20 protein-coding genes and 1 riboswitch are annotated in these 21,104 nt (G+C 72.3%); of the genes, 8 read left to right on the top strand and 12 right to left on the bottom strand.

Translation table 11 applies throughout. The annotated features are described in order from the left end of the window. Positions 1–19: 19 nt before the first annotated feature. The 3 genes from ACFCY7_RS29665 to ACFCY7_RS29655 all read right to left on the bottom strand — a co-directional run bounded on the left by ACFCY7_RS29665 (position 20) and on the right by ACFCY7_RS29655 (position 4,945). Positions 20–1,891, bottom strand: coding sequence for an anthranilate synthase family protein (locus ACFCY7_RS29665; protein WP_376489128.1), 1,872 nt, complete (start codon positions 1,889–1,891; stop codon positions 20–22). A gap of 100 nt (positions 1,892–1,991) precedes the next feature. Next, positions 1,992–2,048, bottom strand: a complete 57-nt coding sequence (locus tag ACFCY7_RS29660; RefSeq protein WP_071892416.1) for a trp operon leader peptide — start codon at positions 2,046–2,048, stop codon at positions 1,992–1,994. A gap of 119 nt (positions 2,049–2,167) precedes the next feature. Beyond that, a complete protein-coding gene (locus tag ACFCY7_RS29655) occupies positions 2,168–4,945 on the bottom strand; it encodes an N-acetylmuramoyl-L-alanine amidase (protein ID WP_376489127.1) in 2,778 nt (925 codons plus the stop codon). A 154-nt stretch (positions 4,946–5,099) separates the two neighbouring features. Between ACFCY7_RS29655 and ACFCY7_RS29650 the strand changes: the two genes are divergently transcribed. Both ACFCY7_RS29650 and ACFCY7_RS29645 read left to right on the top strand, forming a co-directional pair. Further along, positions 5,100–6,452, top strand: coding sequence for a class II 3-deoxy-7-phosphoheptulonate synthase (locus ACFCY7_RS29650; protein ID WP_376489126.1), 1,353 nt, complete (start codon positions 5,100–5,102; stop codon positions 6,450–6,452). Between the two features lie 122 nt (positions 6,453–6,574). Then, positions 6,575–6,829: a bacterioferritin-associated ferredoxin gene (locus ACFCY7_RS29645; protein WP_376489125.1), complete on the top strand. Its 255-nt coding sequence runs from the start codon at positions 6,575–6,577 to the stop codon at positions 6,827–6,829. Positions 6,830–6,842: 13 nt separating this feature from the next. Here ACFCY7_RS29645 and bfr read toward each other — a convergent pair whose 3' ends face one another. Further along, entirely contained in the window at positions 6,843–7,319 is a 477-nt protein-coding gene (gene bfr, locus ACFCY7_RS29640) for a bacterioferritin (RefSeq protein WP_043223049.1), read from the bottom strand. Positions 7,320–7,502: 183 nt separating this feature from the next. Between bfr and ACFCY7_RS29635 the strand changes: the two genes are divergently transcribed. Then, complete coding sequence (locus ACFCY7_RS29635; protein ID WP_376489124.1) at positions 7,503–8,147, top strand: sulfite oxidase-like oxidoreductase; 645 nt, start codon at positions 7,503–7,505, stop codon at positions 8,145–8,147. A gap of 50 nt (positions 8,148–8,197) precedes the next feature. On the opposite strand, the gene ACFCY7_RS29630 is transcribed toward ACFCY7_RS29635, so the two are convergent. From ACFCY7_RS29630 to thiO, 6 genes are all read right to left on the bottom strand, one after another. Then, positions 8,198–8,641 (bottom strand): DUF4396 domain-containing protein, encoded by a 444-nt coding sequence (locus tag ACFCY7_RS29630; protein WP_376489137.1) that lies wholly within the window; start codon positions 8,639–8,641, stop codon positions 8,198–8,200. A 315-nt stretch (positions 8,642–8,956) separates the two neighbouring features. Next, positions 8,957–9,808 (bottom strand): deoxyribonuclease IV, encoded by an 852-nt coding sequence (locus tag ACFCY7_RS29625; RefSeq protein ID WP_376489123.1) that lies wholly within the window; start codon positions 9,806–9,808, stop codon positions 8,957–8,959. Between the two features lie 6 nt (positions 9,809–9,814). Continuing rightward, a complete protein-coding gene (gene pknB, locus ACFCY7_RS29620; RefSeq protein ID WP_376489136.1) occupies positions 9,815–11,680 on the bottom strand; it encodes a Stk1 family PASTA domain-containing Ser/Thr kinase in 1,866 nt (621 codons plus the stop codon). A 196-nt stretch (positions 11,681–11,876) separates the two neighbouring features. Then, positions 11,877–12,671: a thiazole synthase gene (locus ACFCY7_RS29615; protein WP_376489122.1), complete on the bottom strand. Its 795-nt coding sequence runs from the start codon at positions 12,669–12,671 to the stop codon at positions 11,877–11,879. 5 nt (positions 12,672–12,676) lie between these two features. Further along, the gene (thiS, locus tag ACFCY7_RS29610; protein ID WP_376489121.1) at positions 12,677–12,889 is read right to left on the bottom strand and encodes a sulfur carrier protein ThiS; all 213 of its coding nucleotides are present in this window, start codon (positions 12,887–12,889) and stop codon (positions 12,677–12,679) included. Beyond that, positions 12,886–14,079, bottom strand: a complete 1,194-nt coding sequence (gene thiO / locus ACFCY7_RS29605) for a glycine oxidase ThiO (protein WP_376489120.1) — start codon at positions 14,077–14,079, stop codon at positions 12,886–12,888. The genes thiS and thiO overlap by 4 nt, the downstream gene beginning before the upstream one ends. After that, positions 14,077–14,189: riboswitch (TPP riboswitch) on the bottom strand. (Overlaps the previous gene by 3 nt.) 133 nt (positions 14,190–14,322) lie before the next feature. Between thiO and ACFCY7_RS29600 the strand changes: the two genes are divergently transcribed. The 5 genes from ACFCY7_RS29600 (at position 14,323) to ACFCY7_RS29580 (ending at position 18,720) form a co-directional block, all read left to right on the top strand. After that, a complete protein-coding gene (locus tag ACFCY7_RS29600) occupies positions 14,323–15,486 on the top strand; it encodes an NAD(P)/FAD-dependent oxidoreductase (protein ID WP_376489135.1) in 1,164 nt (387 codons plus the stop codon). A gap of 43 nt (positions 15,487–15,529) precedes the next feature. Next, positions 15,530–15,895 (top strand): Rv2175c family DNA-binding protein, encoded by a 366-nt coding sequence (locus ACFCY7_RS29595; protein WP_376489119.1) that lies wholly within the window; start codon positions 15,530–15,532, stop codon positions 15,893–15,895. 165 nt (positions 15,896–16,060) lie between these two features. Further along, positions 16,061–16,714, top strand: a complete 654-nt coding sequence (gene thiE, locus ACFCY7_RS29590) for a thiamine phosphate synthase (protein ID WP_376489118.1) — start codon at positions 16,061–16,063, stop codon at positions 16,712–16,714. A gap of 176 nt (positions 16,715–16,890) precedes the next feature. Further along, on the top strand, positions 16,891–17,808 hold the full coding sequence (gene metF, locus ACFCY7_RS29585) for a methylenetetrahydrofolate reductase [NAD(P)H] (protein WP_376489117.1): 918 nt from the start codon (positions 16,891–16,893) through the stop codon (positions 17,806–17,808). Between the two features lie 54 nt (positions 17,809–17,862). After that, positions 17,863–18,720 carry a hypothetical protein gene (locus ACFCY7_RS29580; RefSeq protein ID WP_376489116.1) on the top strand — a complete coding sequence of 286 codons (858 nt, stop codon included), beginning with the start codon at positions 17,863–17,865 and terminating at the stop codon, positions 18,718–18,720. Between the two features lie 14 nt (positions 18,721–18,734). Here ACFCY7_RS29580 and ACFCY7_RS29575 read toward each other — a convergent pair whose 3' ends face one another. Continuing rightward, positions 18,735–20,168, bottom strand: coding sequence for a phytoene desaturase family protein (locus tag ACFCY7_RS29575; protein ID WP_376489115.1), 1,434 nt, complete (start codon positions 20,166–20,168; stop codon positions 18,735–18,737). A 66-nt stretch (positions 20,169–20,234) separates the two neighbouring features. After that, positions 20,235–20,885, bottom strand: coding sequence for a DUF4126 domain-containing protein (locus tag ACFCY7_RS29570; RefSeq protein ID WP_376489114.1), 651 nt, complete (start codon positions 20,883–20,885; stop codon positions 20,235–20,237). Positions 20,886–21,104: the final 219 nt, after the last annotated feature.

Below are 21,104 nucleotides of genomic sequence, written 5' to 3'. Positions count from 1 at the left end.
CGATCAGGCGGCAGGGCACCTAGACCAGCACTCCGGCGAGGAGCGAGGCCGTCAGGGCCGCGCCGTCCGTCGTGAGCACCGACTCCGGGTGGAACTGGACGCCGGCGAAGCCCGGCCCGCGCAGCGCGTGCACCTCGCCCGACTCCTCGTCACGGCTGACCTCGATCCGGTGCAGGGCGAGTTCCGTCGCCGACCGGTCGTCGCAGCGGGCCGTGAAGCTGTTGTAGAAGCCGACGGTCCGCTCCTGCCCGAAGAGGTCGATCCGCAGCTGCGCCCCCTGGAACGGGGTCCGCTTGCGGACGATCTCCAGGCCCAGCTCCGCCGCGATCAGCTCGTGCCCGAGGCAGACGCCGAGCAGGCCGTGGCGGTGGTCCCGCACCAGCTCGGCCGTCAGGGCGCGCAGGAAGCGCATCTTCGGGTCGGCGGCGTCCGAGGGGTTCCCGGGGCCGGGGCCGAGGACGACGGGCCCCTCGTGGGCGAGCGCCAGCTCCCGCAGCCCCGGCTCGTCGTAGCGGAGCACCGACACCTCGAGGCCGGAGGAGCGCAGCACGTGCGCCAGCATCGCCGTGAACGTGTCCTCGGCGTCGATCACGAGCGCGTGCCCGGCCAGCTCCGCCGACCTGACCTGCATCTTCAGCCAGAACGGCGCGAGGTCCGCCCGGCGCGCGTCCAGCGCGGCCCGCACCCGGGGATCGTCCGCGAGCCGCACGGGCGCCGGGGCGTCACCACCGGCCGGCCGGCCCTCCCGCACACCGAGCGCGGTGAGCACTCCGGCGGCCTTGGCGTGCGTCTCGGCCACCTCGCCGGCCGGGTCCGAGTGCCGGACGAGGGTCGCCCCGACGGGCACCTTCAGCCGCCCTCCCGCGTCGATGTCGGCGGTGCGGATCAGGATGGGGGAGTCGAGCGTCTGCGCCCCGCTCCCGTCCGTGCCGAGCAGCGCGAGCGCGCCCGCGTAGTAGCCGCGGCCGCCGGTCTCGTGACGCTCGATCACCCGGCAGGCGTTCTGCACGGGCGAGCCGGTCACGGTCGCCGCGAACATCGTCTCGCGCAGCACCTCCCGCACGTCGAGCGAGGACCGTCCGCGCAACTCGTACTCGGTGTGCGCGAGATGGGCCATCTCCTTCAGTCGCGGGCCGATCACCACCCCGCCCATGTCGCCCACCGTGCACATCATCTTCAGCTCCTCGTCGACCACCATGGAGAGCTCCTCGGTCTCCTTGCGGTCGGCGAGGAAGGCGAGCAGGCCCTCGGCGGTCGGGGCGGCACCGGTCGGGTAGCGGTACGTGCCGCTGATCGGGTTCATCACGACCGTCCCGCCCGACATCCGCACGTGCACCTCGGGGCTGGCCCCGACGAGCGTCCGGTCGCCGGTGTGCACGACGAACGTCCAGTACGCGCCGCGCTCGCCCGCGAGCAGCCGCCGGAACAGGGCCAGCGCGTCGGCCCGCCCGAAGCCGGGGATCTCGCCGGTGTAGGTGCGCCGGATGACGAAGTTCGCCCCCTCGCCCGAGCCGATCTCCTCGTCGATGACCCGGCGCACGGTCCCGGCGTACTCCTCGTCGGAGACGTCGAACCGGCCGCCCTCGACCGTCACGCCGTGCGCGGGAAGCGCGTCGAGGGCGTCGGCGAGCGGCAGCTCGTACGACTCCTCGGCGACGAGCACGGAGAGCGGGGTGCCGTCGTCCCGCACGTCGAAGCCCCGCTCCCGGATCTGCCGGAAGGGCACGAGCGCGAGCGTCGGCAGCGGTCCCACCGGCAGGTCCGCGAGGCGCTCGGCCTCGTGGACGGGGCCGAGCAGCACCTCGACGGTGTCGTGGTCGCGGCCCGGGGTGCGCCTGCGCAGCAGGGCGAAGGGAGGGCAGTCGTCGTCGAGGAGGCGGGAGAGGTCCATGGGGTGCGTCGTTCCTTCCGGTGGAGTGCGGAGAGGAACGGCCCGGGTACGAGAAAGGCCGCCCCTCGGGGCGGCCTGTGTGCGTTCGGTGTACGCGCAGTCAGTGGGCCGCCGGATGAGCGGTCCACCACCAGTTCTGGATCTGAGGCGCGAACATGCGAGCACTGTAACCCAGCCGGGCACGGAACGGGGCCCGGTCCGCACCGTGGACGGTGCGGGCCGGGCCCCGGAGGCCGTGGCCGTGTGCCGACTGACCGATCAGAAGCGACTGACCTATCAGAAGATCAGGTTGTAGATCTGCCAGCCACTGCCGACCTGCAGACGCGGCGGGAACGGCGCCTTCGGGTTGCCGTTGTTGGCGTACAGCCACAGCGCACCCGATCCGTCCCGGGCGATGACGTCCGGACGGCCGTCCTTGTTCAGGTCGCTCGGGCCGAGGATCGTGTTGTACGTCTGCCAGCCGGTGCCTATCTTGAGCCGGGGCCCGAACGGCTTGGACGCCACGCCGGTGCCGTTGTAGAGGTACAGCGCGCCCGTCGTGTCGCGGCCCATGACGTCGGGCTTGCCGTCACCCGTGAGGTCACCCGTGCTGACGATGCTGTTGTACGTCTGCCAGCCCGTACCCACCTTCAGGCGCGGCCCCAGCGGCGAGTTCGGGTTCCCGGTGCCCGGGTACAGCCACAGCACGCCCGAGCTCTCCCGACCGATCACGTCGGGCATCCCGTCGCCGGTCTGGTCCCGCACACCGATGATCTGGTTGAACACACCCCACCCGGTGCCCGCCTTCACCCGCGTCTTGAACGGCTGCGACGGGTTCCCACTGGCCGGGTAGTACCACAGCGCCCCGCTCGGCTCCCGGGCGATCACATCACCCGTACCGTCAGCCCGCAGCGCCGTCAGCGGCGTCACCAGGTTGTACGCGTTCCACCCCGTCCCCACCTTGTACCGCGCCAGGAACGGCGCGGAGGCCTTCCCGGTGCCCTGGTACTGCCAGAGGGCACCCGAGGTGTCACGGGCGAGGAGGTTGTAGCGGTTGGTGGCGGAGACGGGCGCGGTGGCCGGCGCCTCCACGATGTCGCTCTGCTTCACCCAGGTGATCTTGTGGTGGAAGCGGATCGGCACGAACAGCGTGGTGCCGACGACGTTCTTCTGCGCGGAGCCGAACCAGTCGTCGCCCTTCACCGCCGGACCGGCCTTCACATAGGCCTGGCCGGAGGCGAACGTGAACTTCGACAGCGGGTCGTTCTCGTCGCCCGGCGCGCCCAGACCGGCCGCGGTGTAGGCGGCGGTCTCCGGGAAGGAGCGGCCGAAGACCTTGGTCGAGGCGAGCCCCGCCTTGAGCTTCACGGTCGTGGCGCCGGCCACCGGGACGGTGTACTGGCCGCCCGGGTTCTGGAACCAGGCCTTGACGCCCGCGTACCAGATGGCCGTCCAGTCGTCCGTGGCCTCGGCGACGACGTACGTACCGCCGGCGCGGACCTTGTTGCCGTAGTTCGAGCCCTCGGTCCAGCCCGAGGTGTAGTACGGGTCCTTCAGCGTCGTCGCGCTCGTCGAGGGCGACGTGTACAGGTAGCCGAAGTTGGAGGGACGCGCCGGGACGGCCGTGCCACCGGTGGTCAGCTTCGGCTGGTTCGCCGTGGTGAAGGGCGGCACCACGCGGACGACCTGGCCGGCCTGGAGCAGACCGCCCGGGCCCTTGTCGCCCTGGGGAGCACCCAGCAGCGACATGTAGTAGTTCCAGTCCCAGTACGGGCCGGCGTCCCAGTGGAGGTTGGCGACGTTGCCGTCCGTCTGGAGTGCCACCTCGTCGTGGCCGATGATGTGCTCACGGTCGATCGGCACGCCGTACGTGGTCGCGAGGTACTTCACCAGCGCCGCGGAGGAGCGGTACTGGGGCTCCGTGTACCAGCTGCCCTCCTTGATCGCGTAGCCCTCGTGCTCCACGCCGATCGCGTGCATGTTGTGGGTCCAGTTGCCCGCGTGCCACGCCAGGTTCTTGTTCTCGAGCATCTGGGTGACCAGACCGTCCGAGGCGCGGACCAGGTAGTGGGCGCTGCCCGGCCCCGTCGGGTCGGTGAGCACCTTGAGCGAGCCGTCGTAGCCGCCCTCGGTGTCGTGGATGACGATCTGGCGGATGTCCACGCCCTGGTTGGGGCGGTCACCCGCGGTGTAGTTCTTCCGCCCCGCGGAGTTGGGGACGCTCAGCTTGACGTCGCAGAGGTTGGGCGGGCACTCGGGGAGCGTGGTCTCCGTCGTGCTCGCGAAGCTGGCCGCCAGCGGAACGTTCGCCGGCTTGACCGGCTCGACCGAAGGGTCGGCCGGCAGAGCGACCTGCTCTCCGTCGAGAGTGAGTTCCCGCTCGCCCGTCTTGATCGACTCGAAGACGCGCTTCGCGAAGAGGTCGGCGCCCTTCCGGTCGGAGGACTGGCCGTAGCGCGCCACGGCCGGGTACCAGTCGCCCGGCTCCTCCGACAGTTCGGCGCCCGCCTGCTTCTGGTAGTCGGCGAGCAGGGCGGCACCGGCGCGGATGGAGGCGGCGGTGTCGTTCTGGACGGCCTCGGTGGAGCTGTCGATCAGCTCGGCGGCCTTGTCCAGCGTGTGGAGCTTCGGGTCGTCGGTGTCGACGAGCGCCTTCTCCAGGACGCGCCGGACCTTCTCGCGGTCGAAGGTCTTCTCGATCTCCGGCTTGCCACTGCCGTTGAAGTGGTCGATCTGCTCGTCGGTGACCTTGCGGTCCACGTCCTCCGGGTCGACCTTCGTCAGACCCATGACGTTGTACGCGCCGGTCGTGCTCGGCTCGCCGTCGTGCGACTCCCAGCGGGTCTGCTGGTACGACACCGCCATCAGCACGCTCTGCGGTACGTCGAACTCGCGCGCCGCGTTTGCGAACTGTGCCTGGAGGGAAGGGTCACCTCCGGACGAGTCGCCGGCCGCGCCGAGGAGGCCCGGGGAGGCGACCGCGATGGTGCCGATCGTGGCGGTGGCGACGACGGCGGCCGCCGCTCCGTACAAGAGTCGTTTCTTCTTGCGGTCCCTGCGGTGCCTCTGGGTCACGCCCACCCCTGTGGTTCGACTGTGTTCTTGTGAAACGGGCCAGAGGGTAACACCACTCGAAGGCGTGAACGGCACCGGGTGACATTTCGGGCGCGCGTCTCAGTCACTGGTCAGGGGGACAGGAGCGGACGAAGAACCCCGTAATGTGGTGCGCGTGACCGTGAACGCTGATTCCCACGCCGTCGCCAAGGCGACCTGGCGAGACCTGCCCGCGGCGCAGCAGCCCGAGTACCCCGATGCCGAGGCTCTGCGCGATGTGATCGCGGACCTCGAGTCGTATCCTCCGCTCGTCTTCGCCGGCGAGTGCGACCAGCTGCGTGCCCGGATGGGAGCCGTCGCCCGTGGCGAGGCGTTCCTGCTCCAGGGCGGCGACTGCGCCGAGGCCTTCGACGCCGTGTCCGCCGACCACATCAGGGCCAAGCTCAAGACGCTGCTCCAGATGAGCGCCGTCCTCACCTACGCGGCCTCCGTGCCCGTGGTGAAGGTCGGCCGCATCGCCGGCCAGTACTCGAAGCCCCGCTCCAAGGGCACCGAGACCCGTGACGGCGTGACCCTGCCGACGTACCGGGGCGACTCGGTCAACGGCTTCGACTTCGACGAGAAGTCCCGCATCCCGGACCCCGAGCGCCTGAAGCGGATGTACAACGCCTCCGCGTCGACGCTCAACCTGGTGCGCGCCTTCACCACCGGTGGTTACGCCGACCTGCGCCAGGTGCACGCCTGGAACCAGGACTTCGTGAAGTCGTCCCCCTCGGGCCAGCGCTACGAGGCGCTCGCCCGCGAGATCGACAACGCGCTGAACTTCATGAAGGCGTGCGGCACCGACCCGGCCGAGTTCAAGGCGGTCGAGTTCTACGCCTCCCACGAGGCGCTGCTGCTCGACTACGAGGGCGCCCTGACCCGTACGGACTCGCGCACCGGCAAGCTGTACGACACCTCCGGCCACATGGTCTGGGTCGGTGAGCGCACCCGTCAGCTGGACCACGCGCACATCGAGTTCTGCTCGCAGATCGCCAACCCGCTGGGCATCAAGCTGGGCCCGACCACCACGGTGGACGAGGCGCTGACGTACATCGACCGCCTGGACCCGGACCGCGAGCCGGGCCGGCTGACCTTCATCGTCCGCATGGGCGCCGACAAGGTCCGCGACAAGCTCCCCGAGCTGGTCGAGAAGGTCACCGCGTCGGGTGCGGTCGTCGCGTGGGTCACCGACCCGATGCACGGCAACACCTTCGAGGCCGCCTCCGGCCACAAGACGCGCCGTTTCGACGACGTGCTCGACGAGGTCAAGGGCTTCTTCGAGGTCCACAAGGGCCTCGGCACCCACCCGGGCGGCATCCACGTCGAGCTCACCGGTGACGACGTCACCGAGTGCGTGGGCGGCGGCGACGAGATCTTCGTCGACGACCTGCACCAGCGCTACGAGACGGCCTGCGACCCGCGCCTCAACCGCAGCCAGTCGCTCGACCTGGCGTTCCTGGTGGCCGAGATGTACCGCGATCAGTAAGTAGATACCTACGACGATGGGGCGCGGATCCATGTGATCCGCGCCCCATCGTGGTATCGGGGGCTTTTGAGGCTCCCGGCCGCCGGGTAAGGTTAGGTTAGCCTTATCGATCTCGGCGGGAGGTGAACCGCGTGTACGTCTGCTCATGCTTCGGTGTCACGGAGAAGCAGGTCAAGGACCACGCCGACGCGGGCGCCTGCACTCCCCGTCAGATCGCCTCCGCCTGCAAGGCCGGAACGGACTGCGGTTCCTGCGTCCGTCGAATTCAGGCCATTCTCGGGCGCGGCAACTGCCCGCGACGGGAGCTCGTGGACCAGGGCATGCCCGCCCTGGCCTCTGAGGCCGACGCGGTCGCCGAACTCGGCGAAGCGGCCTGAGCGACTCCCCGGACTAGCTCGGCTGCTCGATCAGCGTCGAGATGTAGAGCGCCTCGCCCAGGGACTCGATCAGCTCCAGCTGCGTGTCCAGGTAGTCGATGTGGTGCTCCTCGTCGGCGAGGATCTCCTCGAAGAGGTTGGCCGACGTGACGTCCCCCTTGGCGCGCATCACCTCGATGCCCCGCTTGAGGCGGTCGATGGCCTCCACCTCGACCTGGCGGTCCGCCTGGAACATCTCGGTGATCGTCTGGCCGACGCGCACGTGGAAGAGCCGCTGGTAGTTGGGCAGGCCGTCGAGCATCAGGATGCGCTCGGTCAGCTTGTCCGCGTGCTTCATCTCGTCGATGGACTCTTCGCGGGTGTACTTGGCGAGCTTCGTCCAGCCCTTGTTGTCCTGGATGCGGTAGTGCAGCCAGTACTGGTTGATGGCCGTCAGCTCGCCGGTCAGCTGCTCGTTGAGGAACTCGAGGACCTCGGGGTCGCCCTGCATCGCAGAGGCTCCTTCCACTTCCACGCTGTGTGTCTACGCCGTCACTGGGCAGGATGGCCGCATCCTCGCACCCCGAATGGGGGGCGTCCAGTAAGTGCAGGCTTAGTCGGAGTTGCCCGAATCGGATCGGCCGGAAGGTCGGCTGGTCATGACCACCCCTCGCGGTCTGTCACCATGGATGACATGGGCCAGCCGGAGAGCGGAGTACACCGGGAAGCGGGGCAGCCGGATCGTTCTCCGGATCTTCCGCCGGGCCAGCGGCTCCAGCGCGGCTGGCCGGTCACCCATTACGGGCCCGTCCCCAAGTTCAAGCCGGACCGCTGGGAGTTCCGCGTCTTCGGGGCGACGGCCGACGGCGACAAGCGCTGCTGGAACCACGAGGAGTTCTCGGCGCTCCCGTTCTCCTCGGTCGTGGCCGATCTGCACTGCGTCACGAAGTTCAGCATGCTCGGCTCCGAATGGGGCGGCGTGGCCGCCCGTAAGATCCTGGAGCTCGCCCCGCCCGCACCCTCGGTCACCCATGTGATGGTCTGGGCCGAGTACGGCTACAGCGCCAACATGCGGCTCGCCGACTTCGCCGCCGACGGCACGATCTTCGCCACCCACAAGGACGGGGAGCTGCTCACCGCCGAGCACGGCTTCCCGCTCCGCCTCGTCGTCCCGCACCTGTACGCCTGGAAGGGCCCCAAATGGGTCCGGGGCGTGGAGTACATGGCCGCCGACCGCCGGGGCTTCTGGGAGGAGCGCGGCTACCACAACCTCGGCGACCCGTGGACGGAGCAGCGCTACTCGTACCAGGAGGAACCGGGAGACGGTCCGGAGCTGTAGGAGCTCCGGACCGCCGGGGGTGCCTCGGTGCGGGTCGTCCCGCGGGTCGATCAGTGGTGGTACTGGTGGACCACCGCGTGGCCCTTGCCGCGGCCGATCATCCACTTGTTGACCGGCGTGGTGATCACGAAGGCGGCGGCGAGCGCGATGGCGAGCACGATCCAGAACGTCGGCTCGGAGAGGTGCGCGTCCATGGCTCCGGGCCAGAGGGCGATCACGCCGTTGTCGATGATCTCCATGACCGCGATGGAGAGGGTGTCGGCGGCGAGGGCGACCTTGAAGGCCGTCTTGAAGTCGACGCCGGCGGCCAGGATGCCGCGCAGGGTCAGCGCGTAACCGAAGAAGAAGGCCAGGATGATCGCGAGGATCATCGTCTGCACGTTGCCCCAGCCGAACGCGGTGCCGATGATCATGCCGAGGACCTCTCCGATGGCGCAGCCGGTGAGGCAGTGCAGCGTGGCCTTCGCGGCCATGGCCCAGGAGACCTCGCCCACGGCGTGACCCTGATGGCCGTGGTGGCCCCGATGGTCGGCGTGCCCTGTGTGCTCATCGTGGCCGGTGTGGCCGGTGTGGCCGGTGTGGCCGGTGTGGCCGGTGTGTCCGGCGCCGTGGTGCCCCGTGTGGGCGGAGCGGTCCGCGTGGGCGGTGTGCGCCGCGTGGTCCCCGTGAGCCGAGTGGTCCGTGTGGGTGCCGTGGTCGTGGTGGGTGTGCTCGTCGTGCTGCATCGGGTGCCCCCATGGTCGGGTAGCGGTGCCTGCCTTCACAGGAACCGTATACCCCCCTGGGGTATTCCTCAACGGGAATGCGGGTCAGCCTCGGAGCTTCTTCAGCAGCTCCACGTCCGCGAGGTGACCGGCCTTGCCGCCCGGTGTCTCGATGATCAGCGGTACGCCGTCGGTCGCCGGGTGCCGGAGGAGATTGCGGAACCCGTCCTCGCCGATGTGGCCGATGCCGATGTTCGCGTGGCGGTCCTTGCGGGCGCCGACGACGTCCTGGGAGTCGTTGGCGTGGATCAGCTTCAGCCGTCCCTCACCCACCGTCGCCACCAGCTGGTCGAGGGTCTGCGTGGCGCCGTGCGGCCCGGTCAGGTCGTGGCCCGCGGCGAAGATGTGGCAGGTGTCGAGGCAGATCCCGAGCTTGGGGTGGTGGTCGAGGGCGTCGAAGTACGGCCCGAAGTCCTCCGCGCGCGAGCAGAGCGAGAAGCCCTGGCCGGCCGTCGACTCCAGGAGGAGGTACGGGTCGTCCTCGTGCGTCAGCTCGTCGAGGAGCGGCAGCACCCGCTCGCGGACCTGGGCCAGTGCCACCGCACGGGGGCGGCCGCCGGTCGCCGAGCCGGTGTGCACCACCACGCCCTTCGCGCCGATCTCCCGGCCCCGCCGCAGCGAGTGCCGCATCGACTCGACCGACTTCTCGACGGTGGCCTCGGTGTGGGAGCCGAAGTTGATCAGGTACGGGGCGTGGACCCAGGCCGAGATCGACTCGGCCTCGCACTCGGCCCGGAACCGCTCGTCCTGGGCCGGGTTGCCGACCGGGGTGGCCCAGCCGCGCGGGTTGGCGACGAAGACCTGGACGGTCTCGGCGCCGAGCTCACGGGCGTAGCCGAGGCCGGTCGTGGCGAGGCCACCGGCCACGGGGACATGGCCGCCGACGGGGTTGCGCATCAGTCTCTACAGTCCCTTGATCGTGATCGTGACGGTGGAGCCCTCGGGGGCGGTCCCGCCGCCCTTGACGGACTGGCCGGACACCGTGTCGCCGAGATAGGGGAAGGACTTGTCGACCTTCACCTCGAAGCCCGCGTCCTCCAGGGCCGCGCGCGCGTCCGCGGTCGTCTCGCCCGTGACGTCCGGGACCTCGACCAGCCGGGGGCCCTTGGAGACGGTGAGGGTGATGGTGTCGCCCTCGGCGGCGCGGCTGCCCTCGGCGAGGGACTGGGCGGCGACGGCGCCGGCCTCCTCGGGCGAGTTGACCCGCTCCGGGGCGACCTTCACGGTGAGTCCGGCCTCCTGGAGCGCGGCCGTGGCGTCGGCGACCGTCTCGCCGGTGACGCCGGGCACGTCGATCGGGGTGCCCTTGCTGACCACCAGGGCGATGGCCGAGTCCGGGGCGCGCTCGGTGCCGGGCTCCGGGTCGGAGCCGATCACGGCACCCTGTGCCACGGAGTCGCTGAACTCGGTGGTGATCACCCCGGGGACCAGGCCCTCCCGCTCCAGGAGGCGCTTGGCCTCCGCGAGCGGCTTGTTCCTGAGGTTGGGCACCTTCACGATCTCGGGGCCGCGGGAGAGCGTCAGGACGACCGTGCCGTTGCCCCGGAGGCGCTCGCCGGGTGCCGGGTCGACGGCCATGACCGTGCCACGCGCGTACACGTCGCTGAAGGCGCGCTTCGTCGAGCCGACCTCCAGTCCGGCATCGGCGATCCGCTGCGTCGCGGCGGCCTCGGTCTGTCCGAGGACGGCCGGGACGCGGGTGAACTGGCCGGAGCTGATGTACCAGACGCCGGTGCCCAGGCCCAGGGCGAGCAGGACGGCGACGACGGCGAGCAGCGGGCCGCGCGGGGGTCGCCGACGGGTCGTGGGGGGCGCCTCCGGCGCCGGCATGCGGTTGGTGTGCAGCACCTGCCCGGCGTCCGCCCCGGCCGCCGCGGGCCGGGCGATCACGCTGGTCCGGTCGTCGGCGGTGTCCCGGTCCTCGGACCGCGCCTGCGGGGGCACGGCGTCGAGCTGGTCGTCGCCGAGCGCGGCGCGGGCCTCGCGGAGCAGCGCGAGCAGCGCCACGGCGTCGTACGGGCGGACGTCGGGGTTGCGGGCGCTGGCCGTCGCGACCAGCTCGTCCAGCTCCAGGGCGAGCCCGGGGACGGCGGCCGACGGGGCCGGCACGTCGGTGTTGAGGTGCTGGTAGAGCACCTGGGCCGGGGTGTCGCCGCCGTGCGGCTTCGCGCCGGTCAGCATCTCGTACAGGACGACACCGCAGGCGTACACGTCGGTGCGGGTGTCGGCGGTGCCGTGCTCGATCTGCTCCGGTGCCAGGTACGAGACCGTGCCGAGCACGGAGCCGGTCGTCGCGGTCGCCGAACCCACCGCCCGCACCAGACCGAAGTCCGCGACCTTGACCCGCCCGTCGTCCCCTATCAGGACGTTCTCCGGCTTCATGTCCCGGTGCACGAACCCCGCCCGGTGCGCCGCACCCAGCGCGGCGAGCACCGGCTCCAGGATGTCGAGCGCGGCCCGGGGTGCCAGCGCGCCGCGCTCCCGCAGGACGTCGCGGAGGGTGCAGCCGGCGACGTACTCCATCGCCAGGTACACGTACGCGCCCTCGGCGCCCTGGTCGAAGACGCCCACGACGTTCGGGTGGGCGAGCCGGGCCACCGACTTGGCCTCGCGGATGAAGCGCTCCACGAACGCGGCGTCGGTCGCCAGCGCCGGGTGCATCACCTTGAGCGCGAGCACCCGGTCGAGGCGGATGTCCACGGCCCGGTAGACCGTGGCCATCCCGCCGACGGCGATGCGCGCGTCGACGCGGTAGCGGCCGTCGAGCAGCCGCCCGACGAGGGGGTCCTGAAGGGTCGTGGGGACCGCGGCCGGGGGTAGGGACGGGGGAACCCCCCCCCCCCCCCCGGGGGGGGCCCTGCGGGGGGGTGCCCCGGGCGTCGTGTACCCGCGCGGGCCCCACGCCCCCCGCCCGGATGGGCGGGTACTGCAGCGCAGCTGTGACGAGCGCCCCAGCCGCCCGGGATCAGAACGCGGGGCGTTCCGGGTCCAGGTGGGCCCGGCCCTCCACGGGGGAGGAGGCCTCCGCGAAGTGGCGGCGCGGGATCCGGCCGGCGCGGTGGGCGAGGCGGCCGGCCTCGACGGCGTGCCGCATGGCCGAGGCCATGAGGACGGGCTCCTGGGCGCGGGTCACGGCGGAGGCCAGCATGACCGCCGCGCACCCGAGCTCCATGGCGAGCGCCGCGTCCGAGGCGGTGCCCGCGCCGGCGTCGAGGATGACCGGGACGCCGGCGCGCTCGACGATGAGCTGGAAGTTGTGCGGGTTGCGGATGCCGAGGCCCGAGCCGATGGGGGAGCCGAGCGGCATGATCGCCGCGCAGCCCGCGTCCTCCAGCTTCCGGGCGAGGACGGGGTCGTCGTTGGTGTAGGGCAGGACGGTGAAGCCGTCGTCGACGAGGGTCTCCGCCGCGTCGAGGAGTTCGACCGCGTCCGGCAGGAGGGTCCGCTCGTCGGCGACGACCTCCAGCTTGATCCAGTCGGTGCCGAGCGCCTCCCGGGCGAGCCGGGCGGTCAGGACCGCCTCGCCGGCCGTGAAGCAGCCCGCGGTGTTGGGCAGGACCCGGATGCCGAGCCGTTCGAGCACGGAGAGGACCGAGCCCTGGACGGTCGGGTCGAGGCGCCGCATGGCGACCGTCGTGAGTTCCGTACCGCTGGCGATCAGGGAGCGTTCCAGGACGTCGAGGCTGGGCGCGCCGCCGGTGCCCATGATGAGGCGGGAGGAGAACTCCGTGCCGCCGAGCAGGAAGGTGTCGTCGGACATCGCGTTCAGCCTCCCTGCACCGCGGTGATGACTTCGATCCGGTCGCCGTCGCCGAGGAGGGTCGCGGCCCATTCGCCGCGCGGCACGACCGTCTCGTTGAGGGCGGCGGCGACCCCGGAGCGGGCCGCGGTCAGGGTGGCCACGAGGGTGTCCAGGGAGACGGGGCCGGAGAGCTCGCGGGGTTCTCCGTTCACGGATACGGACAGGGACAGGCTCATACGGACTGCTCCAGACGTACGGGGGAGAAACGACGGGGGGTGAAGGGGCGTGCTTCGTCGGGGAGGACGCCCGTGGTGAGCGCCTCGGCCATGACGTCGCCGGTGACGGGGGTGAGCAGCACCCCGTTGCGGTAGTGGCCGGTGGCCAGGTGGAGGCCGGGCAGGGTGGTGGGGCCGAGCATCGGCGCGTTGTCCGGCGAGGCGGGGCGCAGTCCGGCCAGGGTCTCGGTGAGCGGCAGCTCGGTGATCCCGGGGACGAGCTCGTGGGCGTCGCGCAGCAGTTCGTACACGCCGCCGGCCGTCACCGTGGTGTCCCAGCCGAGTTCCTCGCTGGTGGCGCCGACGACCAGTTCGCCGTTCTCGCGGGGCACCAGGTAGACGTGGCTGCCGCGGACGACGGCCCGGACGGTCCGGGAGAGGAACGGGGCGTACGCGGCGGGCACGCGCAGCCGCAGCACCTGGCCCTTGACCGGGCGTACGGGCGGCAGCACCTCGTCCGGCACGCCGGCGAGCCGCCCGCTCAGGCTGCCCGCGGCGAGGACGACCTGGTCGGCGGTCAGTTCGGTGCCGCCGGCGAGCACGGCGCCGCGGGCCCGGTCCCGTACCACCGTCAGTCGTTCGGCGAGGGTGCGGTGGAAGACCACCCCGGCCCGTTCGCAGGCGACGAGGAGCGCGGCGGCGAGCCGGCGCGGGTCGACCTGGTGGTCGCCGTCCACCCGCAGACCGCCGCGCACCCCGGGGGCGAGCATCGGTTCGAGGCGGCGGCACTCGCGCCCGCTGAGCCATTCGGAGGTGAGTCCGCAGCGGGTCTGGAGGGCGTGCAGTTCGCGCAGGTGGGCCCGGTCGTCGGCGTCGAGGGCGACGGCGAGGGTGCCGCAGGAGCGGTGGCCGACGTCGTGGCCGGTGGACTCCTCCAGTTCGGCGACGAACGCGGGATAGCGCGCGGCGGAGGCGAGGTTGAGACCGAGCAGGGTCTCCTCGCCGTAGTGGAGTTCGGTGACGGCGGCGAGCATGCCGGCCGCGACCCGTGCGGCGCCGCCGCCCGGGTCCGGGTCGACGACGGCGGTGCGCAGTCCGCGCTGCGCGGCCCGCCAGGCCGTGACCAGGCCGATGATGCCGCCCCCGATCACGAGGACGTCGGATCCGGAATCGGATGCGCCGTCGTCGCTGAGGACATCGGAAGAACGCATGGGCGTCCAGCCCCTCCCTTCGCCGGCATGACCCGGATCAGGTTCGTACGGTCGGAGGCCGATCCAGCCTCCCTCTCAGCCCGGTCGTCCGGGCTCCCGCGAGTGCTTTACGCCCGCCAGACTAGCTTCCGCGGTGGAGGCGTCACAGACCCCACCCTTCCTGATGATCCGTCAGATACGTAAGGTGGTCGGGTGAGCGAGCAGAAGCAGGCCCAGCAGCGCGTCGTGATCGTGGGTGCGGGGATGGCGGGAGTCCAGACCGCCGTCGCCCTGCGGGAGCAGGGCTTCACCGGCCCCGTGACCCTCATCGGGGCCGAACCCCACCAGCCCTACGACCGGCCCCCGCTGTCCAAGGCGATCCTCCTCGGCAAGGCCGAGGACTCCGCCTTCGACGTCGACTTCGAGGACCTCGGGATCGAACTCCGCCTCGGCCTCGACGTCACCGGCCTGCGCGCCGCCGACCGCGAGATCGACACCGAGGCGGGACCCGTCGGATACGACAGCCTCGTCCTCGCCACCGGCGCGCACCCGATCACCCTGCCCGGCGCCGAGGGCGTCCCCGGCGTCCACCTGCTGCGCACCCTCGACGACGCCGTGCGCCTCGGGCCCGTCCTGGAACGGCGGCACGCCGTCGTGGTCGTCGGCGCCGGGTGGATCGGCGCCGAGTTCGCCACCGCCGCGCGCGAGGCCGGCTGCGCCGTCACCGTCGTCGAGGCGGCCGACCTCCCCCTCACCGGCGCCCTCCCCGCCGAGGTCGCCGCCCCCATGGCCGAGTGGTACGCGGGCAGCGGCGCCGAACTCCTCACCCACGCGCGCGTGGACACCGTCGAACCCGGCCGGGTCGTCCTCGCCGACGGCCGCGCCCTGCCCGCCGACGCCGTCGTCGTCGGCATCGGCGCCCGCCCCGCCACCGGCTGGCTCGCCGGCTCCGGCGTCGCCCTCGACCCGAGCGGCGCCGTCACCGCCGACGACCGGCTGCGCACCTCCCTGCCCGACGTGTACGCCGTCGGCGACTGCGCCTCCTTCCCCTCCGCCCGCTACGGCGAGCGGCTCCTCGTCCACCACTGGGACAACGCGCTCCAGGGCCCCCGCACGGTCGCCGCCACGATCACCGGAGCCGACTCCGGGCCGTACGACCCCGTGCCGTACTTCTGGTCCGAGCAGTTCGGCCGCTTCGTCCAGTACGCGGGACACCACGCGGGCGCCGACGAGCTGCTGTGGCGCGGCGACCCGGCCGACGAGGCCTGGTCCGTGCTCTGGCTGCGGGCCGGCGTGCCGGTCGCCCTCCTCGCCGTCGGCCGCCCCCGCGACCTGGCCCAGGGCCGCAAGCTCATCGAGGCCGCCGCACCGGTCGATCCCGCGCGCGCGTCCGACCCGTCCGTCCCCCTGAAGGCGGCGGTCAGGTAGGGCCCGACTACCGGGTGTCAGTCCGGGATGGCAGGCTTGTCCCGTGACCGAGATTGACGTGAAGATCGATGCACTCATCCCCGCCTGGCTCTACGTGCCGGACATCGCGGAGATGCTCGACATCGAGGTGACGCGCGTGCGGCAGCTGATCAAGGAAGGCCAGCTGATCGCCGTACGTCGTGGAGAGAACAACGCCCTGCAGATTCCCGCCGCCTTCATCCAGGACGACAGGATCGTCAAGGGCCTCGTCGGGCTGCTGACCGTGCTGCGGGACGACGGCTTCACCGACGAGGAGATGCTGGAGTGGCTCTTCACTCCGGACGAGAGCCTGCCGGGCACGCCCGCGCAGGCGCTCAACGAGAACCGCGGCACGGAGGTGAAGCGCCGCGCCCAGGCGCTCGCCCTCTGACGCCCGCGCGCCGATGGGCGCACGCCGCCGCGTCTCCACGAGCGGACACGTACGCCTACGCGCGCACGTGAGCACCGAAGAACACCACCAGCGGGTGTCGCGGCGGGTGGCCCTCCCGGGCTGCCCGCCGCGGCGCCGGCGACATCCGACGGGGGGAACCCATCCATGCCCACGCCTCGTGAGCGGCTCGCCGACGCCCGCCTCTACCTGTGCACCGATGCCCGGAAGCGCCAGGGCGACCTGCCGGCCTTCCTCGACGCCGTGCTCTCCTCCGGCGTGGACATCGTGCAGCTCCGCGACAAGGGCATGGAGGCCGGCGAGGAGCTGGAGCACCTCGCCGTCTTCGCCGAGGCCGCCCGCCGGCACGGCAAGCTGGTCGCGGTGAACGACCGGGCCGACGTCGCCCACGCCATCGGCTCCGACGTGCTGCACCTCGGCCAGGGCGACCTGCCCGTGCCCGCCGCCCGCGCGATCCTCGGCGACCAGGTCCTGATCGGCCGCTCCTGCCACGCCGAGAGCGAGGCCGCCGCGGCCGCCGTCGAACCGGGCGTGGACTACTTCTGCACCGGGCCCTGCTGGCCCACCCCCACCAAGCCCGGACGGTACGCCCCGGGGCTCGACCTCGTGCGCTACACGGCGGGCCTCGCGCAGGACCGGCCCTGGTTCGCCATCGGCGGCATCGACGAGACCAACCTCGACGAGGTCCTGGACGCGGGCGCCCGCCGCATCGTCGTCGTCCGGGCGATCACCGAGGCCGACGACCCGGCCGCCGCGACCGCCTCCCTCGCCAAGCGCGTCCGCGAGCGCGCCGAGGCCTGAGACCGCGCGGGACGGGCGCCCTGCGGAGACCCGACGGGCACGGTCCCCGGAGGCCCGGCGGAGAGCCGGCGGGTGCTCCGTGCCGGCCCGGCGGGCGCCCCGGGGGCCGTCCAAAATCATGTCCACTACTCGGACACGGTGGGCACGCCTCCCTGGACCCCGTCTAACCTGCCCGTATGGCCCTAGGTACCGCTTCCGTCCGATCGGACCGCGCGCGCACCGTGCGCGAGATCCTCGCCTCCGGCGACGCGTCGTACTCCTTCGAGTTCTTCGCGCCCCGGACCGAGAAGGGCGAGCAGGCCCTCTGGAACACCATGCGCCGGGTCGAGGCGGTCGGTCCCAGCTTCGTCTCCGTGACCTACGGCGCCGGCGGCTCCACCCGCGGCGGCACCGTCAAGGCCACCCAGAAGATCGCCTCCGACAGCACGCTCACCCCCGTCGCGCACCTCACGGCCGTCGACCACTCCGTCGCCGAGCTGCGCAACATCCTGGGCCAGTACGCCGACGCCGGCATCCGGAACATGCTCGCGGTCCGCGGCGACCCGCCGGGCGACCCGCTGGGGGAGTGGGTCGAGCACCCCGAGGGCGTCCGGTACGCCGCCGACCTCGTCCGGCTGATCAAGGAGTCGGGCGACTTCTGCGTCGGCGTCGCGGCCTTCCCCGAGATGCACCCCCGCTCCACCGACTGGGACACGGACGTCCGGCACTTCGTGGACAAGTGCCGCGCGGGCGCCGACTACGCCATCACCCAGATGTTCTTCGACCCGGAGAACTACCTGCGGCTGCGCGACAGCGTCGTGAAGGCGGGCTGCGAGACCCCGATCATTCCCGAGGTCATGCCCGTCGTGAACGTGCGGACGCTCGACCGGCTGCCGCAGCTGAGCAACGCCGCCTTCCCCGCGGATGTGAAAGACCGCATCCTCGCCGTCAAGGACGATCCCGCCGCTGTACGCTCCATCGGTATCGAGTTCGCGACGGAGTTCTGCGCGCGTCTGCTCTCCGAGGGTGTCCCCGGACTGCACTTCATCACGCTGAACAACTCCACCGCGACGCTCGAGATCTACGAGAATCTCGGACTGCACCAGCAGTCGTGACCGGTCGTACCCGCCCCGACCCGCGGCGGTGACCGTGGAGAGGGGCGGCGGGGCATGGGGTGGACGGTCCTCTACATCGCGTTCGGCGTGGTCGCACTGTGGCTGCTGGGGGAGGTGCTCCTCCAGTACAAGGCGCGGCTGCGCTGGCGTGTTCTCGCCTTCTGCGGCTTCCTCGGCGTGGTCCTGGGCGTGCTGATGCCCTCGGTCGCGGTCATCGTCGTCGGGGCCGTCGCCTTCGCCGTCGGCCAGACCTATGTGACGCTCTCGTTCCGCCGCGGCTTCTCCACCGGCTGGGCGATCGGCGGGAGCCCGGGGGCGAGCCGCCGCCGCAGGTCCGGGGCGCCGGTCCAGGCCGGACCCACCCTTGAGGTCACCGAGCTCTCCTACGGTGCGGAGGACACCGAGTACGGCACGGCCGACCCGGCCGCCGACACCGCGCACCGCCCGGCCGACGACGGGGCCACCGCGGTCTACGAGCCCGAGCCGATGCCCGAGGACACCGGCCAGTACGGGGTCTACGACGGCGGCCACAACGCCGCCGACAACTACGCGACCGGGTACGACGCCTACACGCCCGGGTACGAGCAGCCCGCGCAGGCCGGGTACGAGCAGCCCGCGTACGACCAGGCCTCGTACCAGCAGCAGCCGGCCTACGACTACGGCGCCGCCGGGCAGCAGCAGTACGCCACCTACTCCGACCCGTACATCGGCCCCGGCACGGACGGCCAGCAGTACGCCCCGTACTACGCCGACCCCTACGCCCCCTCGTACACCTACGACACCCCGCCCGGCGGGGTGTGGGTCCCGCAGCAGCGCGACACCGAGCCGGACCCGAACCAGCCGCAGCCGCAGGCCCCGGGCCCGTACGGCTACGAGCAGCACCCGGACGACCGGCAGCAGTACCGGTACTGAGGCCCCGCGGCTCCCTACTGGGAGCCGCGGAAGTCGTCGCCCTCCACGATGAGGCCCGCCACCAGCGCGCCGGACATGCCCGCGTGGGCGAGCCCGCCGCCCGGGTGCGACCAGCCGCCGGCGAACCAGAGCCCCGGCAGCGGCGAGCGGTTGGCGGCCGGCAGCAGCAGCCCGCGGGCCCCGGCGAGCGCCGGGCCCGGCACCTCGGCGGACCCGGTGTCACGGCGTACGTCCTCCGGCGTGCGCACGTGCCGCCACAGCAGCCGCTCCGCGAGCCCCGGGATCGCCCGGCCGGCCGCCTCCACCATCCGGTCGGCGAAGGGCTCCCCGTCCTGCTCGGCGGAGGTCCGCACGGTCGCCGTGACCGTCACCGACTCGTATGCGCCGTCCGGGCGCAGCGCCGGGTCGTCCGGCCGCAGCACGGTCACGGTCGGGCGCCCGCCCTCCGCGTGCACGACGGTCCGGTGGACCGCGTCCGCCTCCCGGGGCCCCCGCAGGGCCAGACAGACCGTCACCCGGCCCGTGCCGTTCACCTGGTGGCGCGGCCAGTCGTCCTGCCGCTCCCACTCCACGACGTGGTCGCGGTAGAGCGACGGGACCGGGGCCCCGGAGACGACGTGGTCGGCCTCGACCGTCCCGCCGTCGGCGAGCCGGACGCCGACCGCCCGGCCGTCCTTCTCCAGGACGTCCTCGACCGCCGTGCCGAAGACGAACTCCACCCGCCGCTTCCGGCAGCGCTCGTACACAGCGTCGGCGAGCGCCCGCAGCCCGCCGGCCACGTACCAGCTGCCGAACGTCTGCTCCATGTACGGCAGGACGGCGGCCGAGGCCGGCGCGGTCGCCGGGTCGAAGCCGTACGACCACGCGTACGCGTCGAGGAGGGCGGCGAGCCGGGGCTCGCGCAGCTCCCGCGCCCCGACCTGGGCGAGCGTCGTCGTCGGGCGGCGCAGCAGGCCCGCCTTGAGGGCCGGGTACGGCTCGCGGGCCAGCGGCGCCGGATCGGCGGGCTGCGGCTCCTCCAGGAGCGGGCGCCGGGTCCGGTCCCAGGCCTCGCGGGCCCGCGTCAGGAAGTCGCCCCACCGCTCGCCCGCGCCGGCGCCCAGCGCCGCGTCCAGGGCGGCGACCGTGCCGGCCCGGGAGGCGTTCGGCAGGTCGACGAGGGTGCCGTCGGCGAAGACGTGACGGCTCGCCGGATCGACCTGCGTCAGGGCGACGCACTCCTCCAGGGGCTCCTTGCCCGTCTTCACGAACAGGTCCCGGTAGACGGCGGGCAGGTGCAGCAGTCCCGGGCCCGTGTCGAAGGCGAACCCGTCGCGCTCGAAGCGGCCGACCGCGCCGCCGTACGTCGCGCCCCGCTCGTACACCGTCACCCGGTGGCCCGCCACGGCCAGTCGGGCCGCCGCCGCCATGGCGCCGAGTCCCGCGCCGATCACCACAATCCGTGCCATGTCGGCGAGCCTATCCGGCCGCTCGGACACCGGCGGAGGCCCGGTCGGCGCCGGGGCCGGGCGGGGTCAGAAGTGGGCCGACCCGTCGTCGTCGGGCGGCGGCCAGGCCGGTGGGCGGGCACCCAGGGCGGCGAGCCTCTTCTCCTCGCGGCGCTGGGACCTGCGGCACAGGAAGCGCCGGATCCGCTGGGCCAGGAAGACCAGTATCGCCAGGCCGAGCAGGAGCAGGACGGCCGCGATGCTCGCCGCCGCCACCGGGTGGAAGACCGCGAAGGTGACGATCGCCGCCACCCCGAGGTCCTCGGCCAGGCTCAGGGCGACGTTCGAGAACGGCTCGGGCGAGGTGTTGACCGCCATCCTCGTCCCCGCCTTGACGAAGTGGCTGAGCAGCGCCGTCGAGCCGCCGACCGCACCCGCCGCCAGCTCGGGCAGCGAACCGTTCTGCCCGGCGAGCAGGGCACCCACGACGGCACCGGCGATCGGCCGGATCACGGTGTGGACGGAGTCCCATATCGAGTCGACGTACGGAATCTTGTCCGCCACCGCCTCGCAGAGGAACAGCACGCCCGCGACGACGAGGACGTCGGTGCGCTGGAGGGACTCGGGCACCTCGTCGGTCAGCCCGGTCGCGCCGAAGACGCCGAACAGCAGGACCACCGCGTACGCGTTGATCCCGCTCGCCCAGCCGCTGGTGAACACGAGGGGGAGTACGGACACGCCCGCGATCGTAACCAGGACTGAGTACCCGTACCTAGAGGGCGAGATGAGTAGGTGCGCGGATGGGTTCCGGTGCCTCCGGAAGGAAGAGTGGAGTCCACGGAAGGGGCGCGGCTCCGGTACCGCCGGCACGGGGCTGCGGAACGGGGCCGCGTACCTACCGGCACGGGGGTGCGAAAGAAGCCGGTGCGGCGAGGCTCGGGGGGATCGAGCCTCGCC

This window comes from Streptomyces sp. NPDC056361, assembly GCF_042262805.1.
GTDB lineage: Bacteria > Actinomycetota > Actinomycetes > Streptomycetales > Streptomycetaceae > Streptomyces.
Note: the sequence above shows the minus strand (reverse complement) of the source record. Positions and strands in the feature narration are given on the sequence as shown.